Source organism: Streptomyces sp. NBC_01233, assembly GCF_035989305.1.
Taxonomy (GTDB): domain Bacteria; phylum Actinomycetota; class Actinomycetes; order Streptomycetales; family Streptomycetaceae; genus Streptomyces.
In genome coordinates this window covers 4151958-4168171 of sequence record NZ_CP108514.1, presented here as the reverse complement: position 1 = coordinate 4168171, position 16214 = coordinate 4151958, and the positions used below count along the sequence as shown (strand labels likewise).

16 protein-coding genes are annotated in these 16214 nt (G+C 73.9%); 8 read left to right on the top strand and 8 right to left on the bottom strand.

Features of this window, described 5'->3' with window-relative positions; all coding sequences use genetic code 11:
* Positions 1-7: 7 nt before the first annotated feature.
* The 4 genes from OG332_RS19525 to OG332_RS19510 all read right to left on the bottom strand — a co-directional run bounded on the left by OG332_RS19525 (position 8) and on the right by OG332_RS19510 (position 4878).
* Positions 8-1237, bottom strand: coding sequence for an MFS transporter (locus OG332_RS19525; protein WP_327414697.1), 1230 nt, complete (start codon positions 1235-1237; stop codon positions 8-10).
* A gap of 72 nt (positions 1238-1309) precedes the next feature.
* Positions 1310-2794, bottom strand: coding sequence for a PTS transporter subunit EIIC (locus tag OG332_RS19520; RefSeq protein WP_327414696.1), 1485 nt, complete (start codon positions 2792-2794; stop codon positions 1310-1312).
* A gap of 75 nt (positions 2795-2869) precedes the next feature.
* On the bottom strand, positions 2870-3793 hold the full coding sequence (murQ, locus tag OG332_RS19515; protein ID WP_327414695.1) for an N-acetylmuramic acid 6-phosphate etherase: 924 nt from the start codon (positions 3791-3793) through the stop codon (positions 2870-2872).
* Positions 3794-3921: 128 nt separating this feature from the next.
* Positions 3922-4878, bottom strand: a complete 957-nt coding sequence (locus OG332_RS19510) for a MurR/RpiR family transcriptional regulator (protein WP_327419301.1) — start codon at positions 4876-4878, stop codon at positions 3922-3924.
* A gap of 325 nt (positions 4879-5203) precedes the next feature.
* Between OG332_RS19510 and OG332_RS19505 the strand changes: the two genes are divergently transcribed.
* From OG332_RS19505 to OG332_RS19490, 4 genes are all read left to right on the top strand, one after another.
* Positions 5204-5578, top strand: a complete 375-nt coding sequence (locus tag OG332_RS19505) for a hypothetical protein (protein ID WP_327414694.1) — start codon at positions 5204-5206, stop codon at positions 5576-5578.
* Between the two features lie 7 nt (positions 5579-5585).
* The gene (locus OG332_RS19500) at positions 5586-5858 is read left to right on the top strand and encodes a DUF4031 domain-containing protein (RefSeq protein WP_327414693.1); all 273 of its coding nucleotides are present in this window, start codon (positions 5586-5588) and stop codon (positions 5856-5858) included.
* A gap of 101 nt (positions 5859-5959) precedes the next feature.
* Complete coding sequence (locus OG332_RS19495; RefSeq protein ID WP_327414692.1) at positions 5960-7120, top strand: hypothetical protein; 1161 nt, start codon at positions 5960-5962, stop codon at positions 7118-7120.
* Positions 7108-8664, top strand: coding sequence for a caspase family protein (locus tag OG332_RS19490; protein WP_327414691.1), 1557 nt, complete (start codon positions 7108-7110; stop codon positions 8662-8664). Before OG332_RS19495 ends, OG332_RS19490 begins: the two co-directional genes overlap by 13 nt.
* A gap of 7 nt (positions 8665-8671) precedes the next feature.
* On the opposite strand, the gene OG332_RS19485 is transcribed toward OG332_RS19490, so the two are convergent.
* A complete protein-coding gene (locus OG332_RS19485) occupies positions 8672-9904 on the bottom strand; it encodes a Cmx/CmrA family chloramphenicol efflux MFS transporter (protein WP_327419300.1) in 1233 nt (410 codons plus the stop codon).
* 54 nt (positions 9905-9958) lie between these two features.
* Positions 9959-10663, bottom strand: a complete 705-nt coding sequence (locus OG332_RS19480) for an HD domain-containing protein (protein ID WP_327414690.1) — start codon at positions 10661-10663, stop codon at positions 9959-9961.
* A gap of 109 nt (positions 10664-10772) precedes the next feature.
* Between OG332_RS19480 and OG332_RS19475 the strand changes: the two genes are divergently transcribed.
* Together OG332_RS19475 and OG332_RS19470 are read left to right on the top strand one after the other, a co-directional pair.
* On the top strand, positions 10773-11459 hold the full coding sequence (locus OG332_RS19475; protein ID WP_327414689.1) for a copper homeostasis protein CutC: 687 nt from the start codon (positions 10773-10775) through the stop codon (positions 11457-11459).
* Positions 11460-11622: 163 nt separating this feature from the next.
* On the top strand, positions 11623-11814 hold the full coding sequence (locus tag OG332_RS19470; RefSeq protein WP_327414688.1) for a DUF397 domain-containing protein: 192 nt from the start codon (positions 11623-11625) through the stop codon (positions 11812-11814).
* 2 nt (positions 11815-11816) lie between these two features.
* Here the strand turns inward: OG332_RS19470 and OG332_RS19465 are convergent, their stop codons facing one another.
* A complete protein-coding gene (locus tag OG332_RS19465; protein WP_327414687.1) occupies positions 11817-13142 on the bottom strand; it encodes a helix-turn-helix domain-containing protein in 1326 nt (441 codons plus the stop codon).
* Between the two features lie 173 nt (positions 13143-13315).
* Here OG332_RS19465 and OG332_RS19460 point away from each other — a divergent pair, with 173 nt between their 5' ends.
* The gene (locus OG332_RS19460) at positions 13316-13543 is read left to right on the top strand and encodes a hypothetical protein (RefSeq protein ID WP_327414686.1); all 228 of its coding nucleotides are present in this window, start codon (positions 13316-13318) and stop codon (positions 13541-13543) included.
* Between the two features lie 30 nt (positions 13544-13573).
* On the opposite strand, the gene OG332_RS19455 is transcribed toward OG332_RS19460, so the two are convergent.
* Entirely contained in the window at positions 13574-15547 is a 1974-nt protein-coding gene (locus OG332_RS19455) for a HelD family protein (protein ID WP_442816358.1), read from the bottom strand.
* A gap of 462 nt (positions 15548-16009) precedes the next feature.
* Between OG332_RS19455 and OG332_RS19450 the strand changes: the two genes are divergently transcribed.
* Complete coding sequence (locus tag OG332_RS19450) at positions 16010-16195, top strand: hypothetical protein (protein ID WP_327414684.1); 186 nt, start codon at positions 16010-16012, stop codon at positions 16193-16195.
* The last annotated feature ends 19 nt before the right edge of the window (positions 16196-16214 follow it).

The window sequence follows — 16214 nt, the reverse complement described above, 5'->3', positions numbered from 1 at the left end:
CCCCGCTTCACTCTCGACGCAGGCGGCGGAGCGGCTTCAGGAAGAGCCCCGTGATCCCCGCGGCGCAGGCACCCGCCGCGCACACCGCCGCCGCGATGCCGGCACCCCGGGCGTCGGCGAGTGCGCCCAGCGCGTTGTTGCCCACCACCAGCGCGAGACTCTGGACGAGCACCAGCAACGACTGCAGCCTCGCCAGGTGCGTGTCCGGGGTGTGGGCCAGTACCAGCGGACCGATGTGGCAGGCGAACATCCCGGAGCCTGCACCGACGACGATTCCTCCTGCCACGGCCACGGCGGCCGTCCCCGTCACGGCCACCGCGGCGATTCCCGCCGCCGCACCGCACAGCCCCGATGCCGCGCCCGCGCCGATCCGGTCCATGGTGCCCCGCCGCGAGACCACCAGCGCCACGGCGACCATCCCCAGGCTCTGGCCGCCGGCGACCAGACCGGCCGCCCCCGCGCTCCAGCCGTGCTCCCGTGCCAGGAGCGGGTTCAGCAAGGACACCACCGGCAGGAGGAAGCACGCGGCAGCGGCCGTCAGCAGCAACGCCGGCCGCAGGACCGGATCCGCTCCGGCGATCCGCACCCCGTCGGCCGCCCCCGCCAGGAGGCCCTCCGCGCGGGGGGACCGTTCGAGGTCGAAGGCCGGCCGGACGCGGACGAGTACGGCGAGGACGATCGCGAAGGTGGCGGCATCGGCGAACGCCGCGCCGGTCAGGCCGCCGGCCGCGACGAGTACGGCGCCCAGGGGAGCCCCGAGCAGCGAGGCGATCTGGCCGCCGGCCTGCTGCACGGCCAACGCCCGGGGGAGTTGTTCCTTCCCCACCAGCCGACGGGGCATGGACCCGGTGGCCGGCAGATAGAACGCGTCGACCGTGCCGACCACGGCCGCAACCGTGACGAGGAGCCAGGGAGAAGGGTCCGGGCGCAGGCTCGCGAGGGCCAGTACGAGCGTGGCCGTGAGCATCACCGCGTCCCCGATGATCATCACCCGACGGGCTCCGAACCGGTCGCCGACGGCGCCACCCGGCAACAGCAGCACGGTGCGCGGAAGGGTGATGGCGGTCAGGACGAGAGCGCCCGTCCCGCCGCCATGGGCACTGGCCGCCCAGCCGAGGGCGAAGTACAGGACGGCATCACCGAGGAGCGAGGCACGGGTGCCGACGAGCCAGAGGAGATACGTACGGGGAAGGGCCGGGCGCGCCGAGAGGGGCCGGGCGGTGTCGAGGGATGCCATGGCCGCTGACGCTAGGGCCCTCGACCAACTGGAGGGCAAGCTCCCTCGGCGCGGTCACGGCGAGGGCGGGCGTCAGGTCAGGGCAGGTTCCCTGGAGGGCTCGGCGGCCGGGGTGGCCGGGTCCGGGTCGGTGTTGAGGTCCGTCAGCATCTGGCGGGTGAAGCCGAAGAAGTAGGTGGCGGCGAAGCCGACCAGGTAGCCGACGGCCAGGCCGCCCGCGTAGATGGCGATGGTGATGCCGGGGTTCGACTTGCCGTCGAGCAGGGGGAACAGGGCCCAGCCCGAGGGGCCGATGGCGGTGGAGCCGAAGGCGACGCCGAGCTGGTTGAAGAGGCCGACGAAGGCGCCGCCGGCCGCGCCGCCGACGCAGGCCGTGACGAAGGGGCGGCCGAGGGGGAGGGAGACTCCGTAGATGAGCGGCTCGCCCACGCCCAGGAAGCCGGCCGGGAGGGCGGACTTGATGGTGGTGCGGAGCGAACCGTTGCGCGGGAGACGGTAGTAGACGGCGATGGCCGCGCCGACCTGGCCCGCGCCCGCCATGGCGAGGATGGGCAGCAGCACGGTGTAGCCGGACTGTTCGATGAGCGTGGTGTGGATGGGGATCAGGGCCTGGTGCAGGCCCAGCATCACGAGGGGCAGGAAGAGGCCGCCGAGGACCAGGCCCGCGAAGGCGCCGCCGGTCGCGAGCAGCCGGTCGGCGAAGGTGCCGATGGCCGCGGAGGCCTCACCGGCGAGGAACATCAGGCCGTAGAGGGTGACCAGGCCCGAGATCAGGACCGTGAGGGTGGGGGTGACGAGGACGTCCAGGGCCTCGGGGACCCACGTACGACACCACTTCTCCACGTACACGGCGAGCAGGGCGGCGGCGAGCGCGCCGAGGACGCCGCCCTGGCCGGGGGAGAGCTGCTGGCCGAAGGCGTCGATCTTGGCGACGCCCGGGAAGACGATCATCGCGGCGACCGCGCCGCCCAGGATCGGCGTACCGCCGAACTCCTTGGCGGTGTTGTGGCCGACGAACACGGCGATCAGCGACATGAAGCCGGACGCGATGGCGGCGAGCGCCGGGACGACGGCGGGCAGCCAGCCCAGGTTCGTCAGCAGGCCGTTGAGGCCCGCGATGACGCCGCAGCCGATCAATGCCGGGATCAGCGGGACGAAGATGTTCGCGATGCGGCGCAGGAGGAGCTTGAACGGGGTGGCGTTGCGGGCCTTCTGGGCCTCCTTCAGTGCCGCGCCCTGGGCCTGGAGGTCCTCCGCGGTGACGGCGTGCGGGGCGGGGGCGGCGGGCGGCGCCGAGCGGGCCTCCTCGACCAGCGCCTCGAACTCCGGGGTGACGCGGGCGACGGTGCCCGGGCCCAGCACGATCTGGTAGGTGTCGTCCTCGACCACGCCCAGGACCCCGGGTACGGCCCGCAGGGCCGCGTCGTCGACCAGGGAACGGTCCGACAGGCCGATGCGCAGCCGGGTCATGCAGTGCGCGATGGAGGTGACGTTGTCCGGGCCGCCGACCAGAGGAAGGATCGCGGCGGCTGTGGCGCGGTTCTTGTCAGTGGACATGTGGGGTCGCCTTGCGTTGGGGGATGCGGGCGGGGGCAGTGGGCGGGTCAGGGGGCGGCGGGGTCAGGGGCGGGGTCAGCGGGCCGCGGTGAGGGCCGTGCGGAGGCGGCCGTGCGAGGCGGCGAGCAGTTCGGCGGCCTTCGGCCCGTCGACGCCGCCGAGGATCACCAGGACGGCGTTCTTGACCTCGCCGTCGGTGGCGGTGAGCGCGGCCTCGATCTCCTCGTCGGGCGCGCCGGTGGCGAGCGCCACGATGCGGCGGGCGCGGGCGCGCAGCTTCTCGTTGGAGGAGCGCATGTCGACCATGAGGTTTCCGTACGTCTTCCCGAGGCGGATCATCGTGATGGTCGAGATCAGGTTGAGTACGAGCTTCTGGGCCGTACCCGCCTTCAGGCGGGTGGAGCCGGTGAGGAGTTCCGGTCCGACGACGACCTCGATGCCGTGCTCGGCGGCCGCGGCGAGGGCGGAGCCGGCGTTGCAGGAGAGCCCGACGGTGAGCGCGCCGCGCGTACGGGCGAAGGAGACGGCGCCGATCGCGTACGGGGTGCGGCCGGAGGCGGAGATGCCGATGACGGTGTCGTCCGGCCCGATCTCCAGCGCGGTGAGGTCCGCGGCGGCCAGCTCCGGCGAGTCCTCGGCGCCTTCGACGGCCTTGACCATGGCGGAGGGGCCGCCCGCGATCAGGCCGACGACGTCGGCGGGGTCGGTGTTGAAGGTGGGCGGGCACTCACTGGCGTCCAGGACGCCCATCCGGCCGGCCGTGCCGGCGCCCGCGTAGACGAGGCGGCCGCCTTGGGCCATCCGCTCGGCGATCGCGTCGATCGCGGCGGCGATGTGCGGCAGCTGCGCGGCGACGGCGGCCGGGACGGTGGCGTCCTCGGCGTTCATGGTCCGGGCGATGTCGAGGGTGGGCAGCCGGTCGATCTCGGCGAGGTCCGGGCGGAAGGCCTCGGTGGTGAGGGTTTCCAGCTGGGCGCGGAGGTCGGCGTACGCGGTCATGGGTGGGGCTCCCTGGTGGTCGGTGCCGGAGTGCGGGCCGGGCTTCGGGATCGGGGCTCCGCCCCCGGCCCCGCGCCTCAAACGCCGGCGAGGCTGGAATGCCGGGGCTCCGCCCCGGACCCCGCTCCTCACACGCCGGAGGGGCTTGATCTGGCGGTATGGCGGTGGGCCAGGGCCTCGTAGGAGGCGGCGAGGGCGGGGGCGGCGGTTTCGTACGTGCGCTGGGCCACGCCGACGAAGAGGCAGTCGACGACGAGCAGCTGGCTGGTCCGGCTGGACATGGCGGCCGGGCGCAGCCGGGTCTCGCGGGCGGCGGAGGTGGCCAGTACGAGGTCGGCGTAGTGGGCGACGGGGGCGTTCGGGCGGCCGGTGAGGGCGAGGGTGGTGGCGCCGCGCTCGAAGGCGACGCGGAGCGGCTCGATCACGTCGCCCGTGGAGCCGGAGTGGGTGATCGCGACGGCGACGTCGCCGGGGCCCAGCTGGACGGCGCCCGTGACGGCCAGGTGGGGGTCGCTGTGGGCGTGGGCGACGAGCCCGATGCGCAGCAGCTTCTGGGCGAGGTCCTGGCCGACGAGGGCGGAGGCGCCGACGCCGTAGACGTCGATGCGGCGGGCGGTGGCGAGGGCGGTGACGGCGGCGGCCAGCTGGGCCAGGTCGAGGGCGGCGGCGGTGTCGGTGAGGGTCTGCGCCTCCTCGTGGGCCAGCTTGGCGACGACGTCGGCGAGCGGGTCGTCGACGGCTATGTCGACGGTGACGGCGGGGGCGGCGCCGGACTCCTGCTGGGCGGCGAGCGCGGCGAGCGCGAGGCGCAGGTCGCGGTAGCCGGGGTAGCCGAGGAGGCGGGCGGCGCGGACGACGGTGGCCTCGCTGGTGCCGGTGCGCGCGGCGAGGCCGGAGACGGTGAGCCGCGCGCACCCGGCGGGATCGGAGGCGACCGCCTCGGCGACGGCCTGCACGGAGCGCGTCATGGACGGAGCGAGGCTCCGGACCCGGGCCCGGAGGGCGGAGGGCGCGGGAACGGGCGGGGCCGGCGTGAACGGGGCGGCGGCGCGGGCCGGGGCCCGTACGTCGGCCGGCGGCTGCACCCCGGGCCGGGCGCGCGGCCCGGGCGTCGTGCCGGGCGCGGTCCCGGCCGTGCTTCCGCCGGGCCCGCCCCCGGCGGCTCGGCCGTCGGCCGGGTCCGGCACCGCTGCCGGCGGCCGCGCCCTGCGCCGGGGGCGCGGCCCGGGCGGCGTCCCGGCGGCCGTTTCGGGCGCCGGGGCGGGCTCGGCCTGTGGCTGCCTGAAAGTTTCTTTCGGGTTCTCGCTCACATCTGAAACCTATTTTCGGCGGCCTGGGGCGTCAATACGCCATTGGGCCCCCGAAAAGAGGGCCTTCGTCACCGGGCCCCCTCAGGTCCACAATGGGCCCATGGAACCCGCGACCCCCTTGGAACAGGCGCTGCACGTCGCCCGTGCACTTGTTCTCGCCGATCTCGCCGCCGGCGAGGTCGCCGATGCCGATGTCGTCTCCCTCGTAGAGGACTCGGTCACGCACCGCCGTTGGTGGGTGGAGCAGTGGCCGGAGGGGGTCGGCTACCTCGCCGGACTCGTCGCCCAGGACGTGCAGGACGTGCTGCTGGAGAAGTACGGCCGCTGGCCGCTGTGCCCGGTCTGCACCCACGGCGATCCGCACGCGCTCGACGTGGAGCCGGAACTCGGACCCGACCCGCACTGGGTGTGCTCGGAGGCGGGCGTGAAAGTGGCCGCGGTCGGCGGCCTGGGCCCGGTCTTCGGTCTCCGGTGAGCCGCCCGTGACCGTCTACATCGACCCGCCGACCTGGCCGGGCCACGGCCGCATGTGGTCCCACCTCGTCAGTGACGTCTCGTACGAGGAGCTGCACGCCTTCGCGGCGGGGATCGGCTGTCCGCCGCGGGCCTTCGAGCGGGACCACTACGACGTGCCCTCGTACCGGTACGCGGACGCGGTCGACGCGGGCGCGGTGGAGATCGGCAGCAAGGAACTCGTCCGCCGCCTCACCGAGGCCGGGCTGCGGCGGCCGAAACATCGCCCGCCGATGGCCTGAATACCCGTCATCTCTCCTGCGTTCAGGGCGATTTGCTGCACTAGGATGACCGCGGTTCGGCCACTCGTATGACTCGTATGAGATGAGGGGGATCGGGGATCGTGCGTCGGTCAGTGCTGTTCGTACACGGGACCGGAGTCCGCGAGGCTTCGTACAAGAAGAGCCTGGACGACGTCCGCGCCGGTCTCGAAGGGATCCGGCCCGGGATCGAGGTCCGCGGCTGCTTCTGGGGGCGGGAGCAGGGGGCGGCCATGGCCCTCGACGGGGATTCCGTGCCCGGCTACCGGCAGACGGGCGGCGGCACCCGCGACGAGGACGCCGAGATCGGGCTCTGGGGCATCCTCTACGACGACCCCTGGTACGAGCTCCGGCTGCTCGGCCTGCAGCGGGCCTCGGCCCCGGGACTGGGCCGCGGGCCGACGCCCTCCGAGCAGTTCCTCGACGAGATCACCGAGTACGCCCCGTCGCCCGCCCTCACCGAGGCCCTCGACGCGCGCGGGCTGGCCGGGGACTTCGCGCAGGCCCTGCGCACCGCCGTGCGGGCGCCGGAGGTGCGCGACGCCGCGGCCACGGCGGACGCCGACGGGTTCGAGCACCGGGCCGCCTTCGCCCGCGCCGTCCTCGCCCTGACCCTCTCGCTCGCGGAAGACCGCGGCGTCGAGGTCTCCGGGCTCGTCCGTGACGAGCTGCTCGCCTCGCTGGGCGGGGAGCTGGCCACCGAGGGCCGGTCGCTGCAGGGCAAGGTGTGGAAGGTGGCCCTGGCGGGCGGCGCCCGGTGGGCTCGCAAACGGCGGGGCAAACTGGGCGACGCCGGTCTGCCCGCGATGGGCGACATCCTGCGGTACCAGGCCCGCGGCCAGGGCGTGCGCGATCAGATCAAGCGGACGCTGGAGAACACCCCCGGGGACGCGGTCACCGTGATCGCGCACAGCCTCGGCGGGGTCGCCTGCGTCGACCTGCTGGTGCGCGAGCGGCTGGAACGCGTGGACCAGCTGATCACCGTGGGCTCGCAGGCGCCGTACCTCTACGAGATCGGCGCGCTGGTGTCGATGGAGCACCCCGAGTCCCTGCCGCCCGGTTTCCCCGCGAAGTGGCTGAACATCTACGACGAGCGCGACCTGCTCTCGTACCAGGCCGCCAAGGTGTTTCCGGGCCGGGCGCACGACCAGAGGGTCGACAACCGGCAGCCCTTTCCTTCGGCCCACACCACGTACTGGTCGAACCCCCACGTCTGGAACGCCGTCGACACATGGCTGAGCTGACCGTCTCCGATCCGGCGCGCGTCCACGCCGTCGTGGTCGGCATCGAGCACTACCCGCGGGCCGCGGGATGGGACCTCGTGGGGGCCTGCGCCGACGCCGTGCGCTTCGCGCGCTGGCTACGGCACCGGGGTGTCCCCGCCGCGAACATCATGCTGCTGCTGGCCGCGGCGCCCTCCTCGCACACCGCCCTGAACGAGGCGGCCGACGACATCGACCTGAAGCCCACGTACGTCCGTTCGCGCGACCGCATCATGGACTGCTTCACGCCGCAGGGGCCCGTGCCCGAGGGCGATGTGCTGTTCGTCTACTGGGGCGGCCACGGGGTGCTCGACCACGGCGACCGGCGCCTGCTGCTGTGCCCGGACGCCTCGGACGCGGACCGGCGCTGCATCGAACTGACCAATCTCCAGGAGTATCTGACCGGGCAGAACGTGGCGCGCTTTCCGCAGCACGTCTTCCTGGTGGACGCCTGTGCCCGGTTCATCGAGGAACGCCGGACGGAGGACCAGACCGGACCGGCGCTCGCGGCCTTCCCGGCCGGCCGGCGGGAATCCCTCACACAGTTCACCCTGCTCGCCGCGGCGGCCGGGCAGGTCGCGGGCCAGGGCACGGTCGTGGCCGGGGCCGGTGACTTCTCGACGGTCGTCACGGGCTGGCTGGAGGAGCACTCACCGGAGCTCACCCCGGACCTCGACGCACTGGTCGGGCACGTCAAGGAACACTTCACCACCGCGGGCGGAAAGTCCCGCAGCCGTTCCCAGACCCCGGTGAGCCTGTTGATCCAGCCCCTCGGCGGCAACGCGCAGGTGTTCGCGCCGCCCAGGCCCTCCCGGTCGGAGCCGGCCCGGGCCGCGGCCCGCGCGGACGGCGCAGGCGGACGGGGCGAGGGCGGCCACCGGGCCGGCGTCTGGGCCGGGGTCGGGGCGCTCGCGCTGGTGGCCATGGTCGCGATCGTGGCGATGGCCCTGCACGGGCCTCGGGGCGGCGACGCACGGGCCGGCCAGGCGGGTCCGGCCGGCTCGGTCGGGTCCGAGTCGCCGGGGAAGGAGACGGCCGCCTCGCCGTCGCCCTCGCCTTCCCCGTTGGGGAGCGGTTCCGCCTCGCCGAGCGCCCCGGTTCCGGCGGCCGCGGCGCCCGCCTCGCAGAAGCCGGCCGCGGCGCCGTCGGCGAGTATCAGCGGCCAGTCGTGCGGAGCCGAACACACGACCGGCATCCAGGACGTCCTCCACACGGTCTGCTTCGTGCAGGTGGGCAAGCAGGTCACCATGGTGGGCATCGTCAGAGCGACCGTCCCGAAGACCGTGACGGTGAACCTCTGGCTGGTCGGCCAGCCGAGCGGTTCGTACGTGTTCCCCGACAAGGGGCCGCAGACATGGACGATCCAGGCCGGCGCCGAACCTCAGCGGTTCGCGATGCCGATCACTGCCGCGCTCACGCCCAAGGCCGCATACGAAGTCCGCATCGCCACGCTCCCCGCGGGCGAGAAGATGAACGCGACGGCCACCCCCATCCGCGGCCACTCCATGCCCTTCACGGCGAACTGAGGACGGTTCAGCCGCGGGCCGCGGCCTGGGGCAGACCGGTGGCCGGGGCTGCGGTGCCTCCCGAGGCGACCAGGCGGGTGGCCGGGGTCGGCCGCGTACGGCGGTCCAGACGGAGGGCGGCCACGGCCAGGGCGATCGCGGTGACCGTCATCGCGGCGCCCGCCCAGGCGGTGGCGGCGAAGCCCAGGCCTGCGTCGATGACGGTGCCGCCGAGCCAGGGGCCGCCGGTGTTGCCGAGGTTGAAGGCGGCCGTGGTGGTGGCGCCGGCCAGGGTCGGGGCGGCGCCGGCCACGTTGAACATGCGGGCGTTGAGCGCCGGGGCGGTGAAGAAGGCCGAGAAGCCGATCAGGAAGGCGAGGGCGACCGCCGCGACCTGGACCGGGGCCAGCAGGGCGAGCACGACGAGGAAGACGGTCGAGGCGGTGATGCCCCAGATCATCACGCCGAACAGGTTCGCGTCGGCGATCCGCCCGCCGACGGTGGTGCCGGCCAGCGCGCCGATGCCGAAGAGGGCCAGGATCCACGGGACCCACCGGGAGTCCAGCCCCGCCACGTCGGTGAGCAGTGGTGACAGGTAGCTGAAGGCGCAGAAGACGCCGCCCGCGGCCAGCGCCGTGACGGCGATGGACAGCCACACCTGTCGGTCGCGGTAGATGCGCAGCTCGCGCCCGAGCGAGGGCTTCTCGGCGGGCAGCGGGATCTTCGGGATCAGCGCCAGGATGCCGGCGAGGGCGATCGCGGAGGCCGCGCCGACCGACCAGAACGCGGAGCGCCAGCCCAGGTGCTCGCCGAGGAATGCGCCGGCGGGGACGCCGAGGACGTTGGCGATGGACAGTCCGCCGATCATGACGGCCATCGCGCGGGCCCGCTGGTCCCGGTCGACCATGGCGATGGCCACGGCCGCGCCGACGGCCCAGAAGCCGGCGCAGGCGAACGCCGAGACCACGCGGGACGCGAAGAGGAGCTCGTACGAGGGAGCCAGCGCGCCCGCGACCTGCCCGAGGCCGAAGAGGCTGATGAGGGCGATCAGGGTGGTGCGGCGCGGCAGCCGCAGGGTGGCCACGGCCAGCAGCGGAGCCCCGACGACCATGCCGATCGCGAAGGCGGATATGAGCAGGCCCGCCTGCGGGATGGTGACGTCCATGTCCTGCGCGATGGGCGGCAACAGGCCGGAGAGCATGAATTCGCTGGTGCCGAGCGCGAAGACGGACAGTCCGAGGATGGAGACGGCGACGGGCATGCGGGGGCGTGCGGCATCTGCGGGCATGACTGACACCAACCCTCGCGAACGCGATCAAATTCCCCCGAGCGGGTCGAGCGGGTCGAGCGCGGCGAGCTCGGCGGCGAGGTTGGCGCGGGCCGGGGCCTCCCAGTGCGTGGCGCCGTAGGGCGTGCGGAAGAGCCGGGGCAGGTCGAGCAGCTGGCGCAGCACGGCGGCGCGGCCGGTCCAGAAGGCCTCGTCCGGGACGAACCCGTACTCGGCGCGCACGGCGGCCGCGTAGGCGGCGTAGGCCTCCGGGGCGCCGGCCAGGACGGCCAGGTCGGCGTCGCAGAGCACCTCGCCGTCGGTGTCGCCGGGGGCCGGGTCGTGGGTGACGGTGAGCCGGACCAGCCGGGCCACCTCGGCGGTGCGGGCGGCCGCCATGCCGAGCTCGGGGAGGGCGCGCTCGGCCAGGGCGGCGCTGCGCTCCTCGTTCTCGGAGCGGTCGGGACGGTAGACGGCGTCGTGGAACCAGGCGGCGAGCTGCACGGCGGCGAGGTCGGTGGCGTGCGGAGCCAGTACGTCGATCCGCGCGAGTACGTCGGCCAGGTGCGCGGTGGTGTGGTACCGGCGCTGCGGCTCCGCCCAGGCGGCGAGCAGGCGGTCGGCGTAGGGGGCGGGATCGCGTTCGGCGGCGGCGCCGGCGGCGGTGACGGTCGCCCGCCAACGGGCCCGGAGGGCCGTGGTGTCGGGGCCGGCGCCACCGGGGGTGTCGCGGTGCTGGGTGCCTGTGTCCATGGGCACATTGTGGGGGTGGCGTGATTGTGCTGGTGAAGCGCGGGGGGAGGCCCGTACCCTGGATATTGGACTAGACCTATTTTTCATACCGGACGAAGGACGGCAACGAATGAGCAACCGTGCGCTCCTGGAGGTGATCGCCCTCGACGCGGAGGATGCGATCGCGGCCCAGGCCGGTGGGGCGGACCGACTCGAACTGGTCACCGACATGGCCGCCGACGGGCTCACCCCGCCGCGCGAGACCTTCGCGGCGATCAGGGCGGCGGTCGACATCCCGCTGCGCGTGATGCTCCGCACGACGGACGGCTTCGCGGCGGGCGACGTCTCCGTCCTGGCCCGCACGGCGCGGGAGCTGCGGGCGGAGGGCGCGCAGGAGTTCGTCCTCGGCTTCCTGAACCCGGACGGCACCCCCGACCTGGCCGCCGTCGAAGCGGTCGTCGCGGAGCTGGACGACTGCCGCTGGACCTTCCACCGGGCGATCGACCGCGCGGCCGACCGGGACCAGCTGCGCAAGGCGCTGGCCGACCTGCCCGGCCTGGACACCTACCTGACGGCCGGCTCGGCGGCCGGGGTCGACGCGGGGCTGCCGGTGCTGGTCGCCGAGGCGGCGCGGCGGGGGGAGCCGGGGTACGGGGCGCGGATGCTGGTCGGAGGCGGGCTGACCCTCTCGCACCTGCCGGTGCTGCGCTCGGCCGGCCTCGACGCGTTCCACATCGGCGGCGCGGCCCGTCCCTCCGGGTGGGGCCGCCCGGTCTCCGCCCAGGCCGTCGCCGAATGGCGCTCCGCCCTGGCCTGACCGGCGGGGACCCCACCCGAGTGCCGGCGGGGCTGACGGGCGGGGCGTGCGGTTGGCCGGATCCGCGGGTTATCGCGGGGCGGCCCGGCTGGCACGCTGCGACTGACCGCAACGCGCGGTACGGCGCCCCCGGGGCTGCCGACGGCTGAAGGGACGGTTCGTCGTGAGCGAGACAGAGCGCGCGGCGTGGCGCAAGAGCAGTTACAGCGAGCAGCAGTGCGTCGAGGTGGGCCCGCGACCCGCGGAGGCGCGGGCCGTACGGGACTCCAAGCACCCGGCGGGGCCCGTCCTGACCTTCGGCGCGGCGGCCTGGGCCGCCTTCGTCGAGGACCTGCGCGGCCCCGCCGGGCACTGACGTCAGCCCGAGAGCTCCGCGGCCATGGCGGGCTGTGCCTCACGTAGCAGGCCGTGGAAGTCCCTGGCCGCCGCACCGCCCTGCCGCGGGTCCAGCATCCTGCCGAACTGCAGCACCTGGGAGCGGATGCGCCCGGATCCGTCGACCCAGTAGTGGTGCAGGACGTCTTGGGCGAGGGCGGCCGCCTCGTCGTTCTCGCCCAGCAGGGCCAGGGACTGCGCCAGCCGGATCCGCCAGTAGGTGTCGTTGCGCGTGAAGTCGGCACGCGAGACGTCGGCGGACTCGCGGAGGAACCGTTCGGCCCGCGCGGGCTCCCCCAGATCGAGATAGGCGCTGCCGAGCTGCCGGCTGGTCTCACCCCGGGACAGGAACCCGAGCCACCACAGTTCGTCGGGGTGCCGCTCGGACATCTCGAACAGGGAGAAGGCCTCGCGCTCGCATTCCCGTACCCCTGCGGCGTCCTTGAGCAGGGCGCGCGCCTGCATTTCACGGATCCGGAACAGTGCCCGCACCTTCGGGTGCGAGAGCTCGTCGGAAGCCTCGCGGTGCACGGTGGCGATGATCGAAAGGGCGCCCGACGGATTGCCCAGGTACAGCTCCTGGTGGGACAGCAGGTTCGCCAGGTCGGCGAGCAGCAGCGAGTCCCCGGACATCAGGGCGTACGAGCGCGCCTCGCCGAACAGCACCCGTGCCAGGTTCGGGTCGCCGGAGTCGAACGCGCTCCACGCGGCGATCCTGCCGATCCAGCCGATCGTCGACAGGAGCTCCCGGCCCTCCCGGGTGCCCGAGCGTTCCGTGAGCCGCGAAAGGTGCTGGAACATCTTCAGCTGCGTCGTCGCCAGGTCGAGGACGGCGGCGCCGCCGACGCGCTGCTCCAGTGCGCTCAACTGGGCCGGCACGAGGCGCACGTCCGCCCCGACGTCCAGGAGGGAGGGCAAGGGCTCCCGCCCACGGCCTCCGGCCAGCGGCATGACGCCGCCGATCATCCCGGCAGTGAAGGCCCTGCGGTCCAGCACGTCCCCACCTCCGCCCGCCGCTGGGGCCGGTGCGGGCGCCGGCGCGCGGGCCGCGGAGTCCGGGCCGTTCCTGGGGGCGAACCCGAGCTCGGTGGGGGACAGGCCGAGCAGGGCCGAGAGGATCCGCCGGTAGACCGGACGCGGCCAGGTGATCTCCCCGTCCTCCCAAGCGGCGACATGGCGCTTGGTGCAGCCGACGTTCTCGCCGATGTCGCTGCCCATCCGGCGGATCGCGGCAGCGAACTCCTCTCTGCTCTCATTCCTCGACTCCCTGGTCTGTCGCAGGCGTTGATTGGGAACCTGGTGCGCCATGAACCCTCCCCCACTGTGGCCCCCCCGGTCGGGCGGGCGGGGCCTCCGGCATCCGTGATGCATCGGAAATGCATCACGGACGAGAGCACTCCAGCTGCATCGCGGCGAGCATCACTCCGCAGCGCCGACGGTTCCATTGTGGGCTCAACGCCCCCTCGGACAAGGAGAGTTCGATGCACTGGAACGCAGTCGCGCGGAATCGGCCGCAGGAGCAGGACGCCGTCCCCGCAGTGCCGGCCGCCCCGGCGGCACCCGCCGTCCCCGCCGTCCCCGAGGCCCCCGCAGCACCCGCCGCACGGTCGAAGTGGCCGCGCCGCGTCCTGGCGGTCGGGACCACCGTGCTCAGCTCGCTGGCGGGCAAGGTACTGGCGGACCTGCTGCAGGACGTCACGGGTCCGTAGGCCCGCCGTGGGAGCCGCGGGAGCCGCGGGTCAGGACAGGGCGGTCGGGAGGGGGGCCGCGTGGAGGGCCGTGAGGCCTGAGACGGCTCGGGTGAGGCAGACGTACAGGCGGCGCAGGCCCGTGCGTTCGTCCGGTTCGCCGTCGACGACGGCCGCGGGTTCGTCCAGGACCACGTAGTCGTACTCCAGACCCTTCGCCAGAGAGGCCGGGACCAGGGTCAGCCGGGAGTCGGCCGTGGTCTCCTCGCCCGGCGACAGGTACGGCAGGCCCGCCGCCAGCAGGGCCTCCGCCAGCGCGGGGATCCGCGCGTCCGCCGCGATCAGCCCGATCGACCCCTCGTGGGCGAGCGACGCGCGGCAGGCCGCCACCACGTCCGCCGTCAGGTCCGAGCTCTGCGAGATCCGCAGCGAGCCCGGGGTCTCGCGGACCGAGGAAACCGGGGCCAGCCCCGGGGAGATCGACGGCAGCAGGCGGGAGGCGTACGCGATCACCTCGCGCGGCACGCGGAACCCCGCCGTCAGCTCCTCCAGCACGGCCTGCGGCTTGCCCATGTGGGTCAGGGCCTCGTCCCAGCTGCGCGTGGCCCACGGGGTGGTGCCCTGCGCGAGGTCGCCGAGGACCGTCGCCGAGCCCGTCGTGCAGCGCCGGCCCACGGCCCGGTACTGCATCGGCGACAGGTCCTGGGCCTCGTCGACCACGACGTGGCCCAGCGAATGCGTCCGCTCCACCAGGTCGGCGGCCTCGTCGATCAGCACCAGGTCCGCCGCCGACCACTTCGCCGACTTCACGCTGCGGAACGGCTTCGGCCACAGGAGCAGCTTCTGCTCGTCCGCGGTGAGGACGTCCGCCGCGTGCAGCGCGAGGAAGTCGGGGTCGGACAGGAGGCGCAGGACCAGCTTCGCCGGCTCGACGGGCGGCCAGACCGCCTTGACCGCGGCCTTCACCGCCGCGTTGCGGGCCACCGCGTCCTGCACGCGGTCGTCCGGCGCCTCGCCCGCCTGCTCCATCCGTACGAGCACCGCGTGCGCGATCCGCTGCGGCAGCGCGTCCCGGGCCGCGCCGTAGCGGATGTCGCGGTTCTGCAGCTCCTCGACCATCTCGGCGATCTCGTACGCGGGCACCCGCCAGCGGCGCGAACCGCGCACCACCATCAACGGCTCGGTCGGCGCGCTGACGTGCGAGACGAGCGCGCGGCGCAGCACCTCCGCCATCCGGGCGTCGCCCTTGACCACGGCGGTTTCGGCGGCGTCCGTGCCGTGTACCTCCAGACCCTCGCGGGCGACCAGGTCGTCGACGGTGGCCTGCTTGACCTCCAGCTCGCCCAGCGCCGGCAGGACCTGCTCGATGTAGTGCAGGAAGGAACGGTTCGGCCCGATGACGAGCGTGCCCGTGCGGGCGAGCCGGTCGCGGTGCGCGTAGAGGAGGTACGCGACTCGGTGCAGGCCGACGGCGGTCTTCCCGGTGCCGGGGCCGCCCTGCACGCAGACGGAACCGGACAGGCCGGAGCGGACGATCTCGTCCTGCTCGGGCTGGATCGTCGCGACGATGTCCCGCATGGGGCCGACGCGCGGGCGCTCGATCTCCTGCTGGAGCAGCTTGCTCACGGCGGCGGCCTCGGCGGGGTCGGACAGGTGCTCGTCCTCGTACGCCGTCAGCTCACCGCCGGTGTAGCCGAAGCGCCTGCGCAGCGCGATGTCCTGCGGGTCGGTCTTGGAAGCCCGGTAGAACGGCTGGGAGACGGGCGCGCGCCAGTCGATGACCATCGGATCGCCGTCGGCGTCGTGGACGTGGCGGCGGCCGATGTAGAACTGCTCGCCCTCCGCGCCCTCGGCGAGCTCGGCGCCGGGTGCGTGCAGGTAGTTCAGCCGGCCGAAGAAGAGGGGGGTGTGGGAGAGGTCGGCGAGGGCCTTGATGCGGTCGTCGATCTGGGCCTGGAGGACGATCGCGTTGACCCAGTTCGCGGTGACGTCGCGGATGTCGAGGGCTTCGACGTCCTCGCGCATGGCGCGCAGGGCGGAGCGCGAGGCGGAGAGGTGGGCCCGTTCGCGGGCGAGCGGGTCGGACTCGGGGGCGTGCGCGGGCACGGGACGGCCTCCAGCTGCTGGTACGGAACAGAAGCCCGCCGGTTCCGGCCGGGGGGCGGCTCTCCCCGATGAGGCGGTGGGAGGCTGGCAAGAGCGGAGATTCTAACGGCGGCGGCGCGGCGGCGCGAACGAATTGAAACGGACGGCGGGATTGCCGGGGGCAGCCGGAAGGCCTGGGAAAGGGTCCCCCGAAAGTCCGCCGCGAAAGTCCCTCGGAAGTCCCCCTCCGTACGGGACCGCCGTACGGGTGTCATACCGGGGAGTGTCATACCTCAGGGAGGTCCCTAGGGGTCGGCATGGGCCGGGAGGAGGAGGCCGCGGGGCCCGGGGTTACGCCCCCAGAGCGATGTGATCCGCGTGGCGCAAACGCACCATGGATACATGAGCACCGCAACCTTCACCCCGGTCCAGGGTGGCCGCCCGCGCGGCTCCACCTCCCTCTCCGACGCCCGCCCGCGCCGCCCCCTCGGCCGCGCACTGCAGGCGGCCAAGATCTTCGCGGCGGCCGCCGTGAGCGTCGTCGTCCTCGGCGAATACGCCGAGGACGCGGGCGTCATACGCCGCTGAGCGAGCACCCCGCCCACCA

Bases quoted from the DNA above. Each gene is read 5' to 3' on its own strand.
- OG332_RS19480 (WP_327414690.1), bottom strand. From the start codon at position 10,663: ATGGACACAGGCACCCAGCACCGCGACACCCCCGGTGGCGCCGGCCCC.
- OG332_RS19450 (WP_327414684.1), top strand. From the start codon at position 16,010: ATGAGCACCGCAACCTTCACCCCGGTCCAGGGTGGCCGCCCGCGCGGC.
- OG332_RS19490 (WP_327414691.1), top strand. From the start codon at position 7,108: ATGGCTGAGCTGACCGTCTCCGATCCGGCGCGCGTCCACGCCGTCGTG.
- OG332_RS19505 (WP_327414694.1), top strand. From the start codon at position 5,204: ATGGAACCCGCGACCCCCTTGGAACAGGCGCTGCACGTCGCCCGTGCA.
- OG332_RS19465 (WP_327414687.1), bottom strand. From the start codon at position 13,142: ATGGCGCACCAGGTTCCCAATCAACGCCTGCGACAGACCAGGGAGTCG.
- OG332_RS19460 (WP_327414686.1), top strand. From the start codon at position 13,316: ATGCACTGGAACGCAGTCGCGCGGAATCGGCCGCAGGAGCAGGACGCC.
- OG332_RS19485 (WP_327419300.1), bottom strand. From the start codon at position 9,904: ATGCCCGTCGCCGTCTCCATCCTCGGACTGTCCGTCTTCGCGCTCGGC.
- OG332_RS19455 (WP_442816358.1), bottom strand. From the start codon at position 15,547: ATGCGCGAGGACGTCGAAGCCCTCGACATCCGCGACGTCACCGCGAAC.
- murQ (WP_327414695.1), bottom strand. From the start codon at position 3,793: ATGACCGCGTACGCCGACCTCCGCGCCCAGCTGGAAACCCTCACCACC.
- OG332_RS19475 (WP_327414689.1), top strand. From the start codon at position 10,773: ATGAGCAACCGTGCGCTCCTGGAGGTGATCGCCCTCGACGCGGAGGAT.
- OG332_RS19520 (WP_327414696.1), bottom strand. From the start codon at position 2,794: ATGTCCACTGACAAGAACCGCGCCACAGCCGCCGCGATCCTTCCTCTG.
- OG332_RS19525 (WP_327414697.1), bottom strand. From the start codon at position 1,237: ATGGCATCCCTCGACACCGCCCGGCCCCTCTCGGCGCGCCCGGCCCTT.